Here is a 556-nt window from a genome sequence, read left to right on the forward strand (position 1 = left end):
TGTTGTTACGGCGGCGCGGGTCACCAGTGATGTAGTCCTTTGTGACTAGTCCGTATGGCCCGATCGGTGGTCATCCGTTTGAAATGGCGCTAAGTTGGGTACTGACACCCAAGAGGTAACGACGTGGCCAAGCCCACCGCCACACCACTCTCGAACACCGGGAGTAATCCGTGTCCGTTGTGTCGGAAGTACCCACCATCCCGTCCGTCTTCCTGGGCCACTCCTCGCGAGTGACCCCTGCCGAAGGCGACTCCCCTCCGGTCCGTTCGGAGGATCGCAAGGCCCGGACCGCCGAGCTGCTGGCGCAGGCTGCCCGCAGCTCTGGTCCGGACCGTGATGCCCTGCTCGAGCAGGTCATCGTGCTCAACATCCCCGTTGCCCGCACCCTGGCCGGGCGCTACCGCAACCGCGGCCAGAGCCTGGAAGAGCTCGAGCAGGTTGCCTGCATGGCGCTGACCCGCGCCGTTCAGGGCTTTGACCCCGAGCGCGGCGACGACCTGCTGGTCTTCGCGGTGCCGACGATCCTGGGCGAGCTGAAGCGTCACTTCCGCTCGGC

General features: G+C 65.6%; 1 protein-coding gene. It reads left to right on the forward strand.

The genetic code is table 11. The features are described from left to right. Positions 1-170: 170 nt before the first annotated feature. Positions 171-556 (forward strand): sigma factor (locus ACOADB_RS01850; RefSeq protein WP_378596208.1); only part of this gene is annotated, 386 nt, incomplete at its 3' end.

The organism is Nocardioides sp. CPCC 206348, from assembly GCF_048654705.1.
Classification (GTDB): Bacteria; Actinomycetota; Actinomycetes; order Propionibacteriales; family Nocardioidaceae; genus Nocardioides.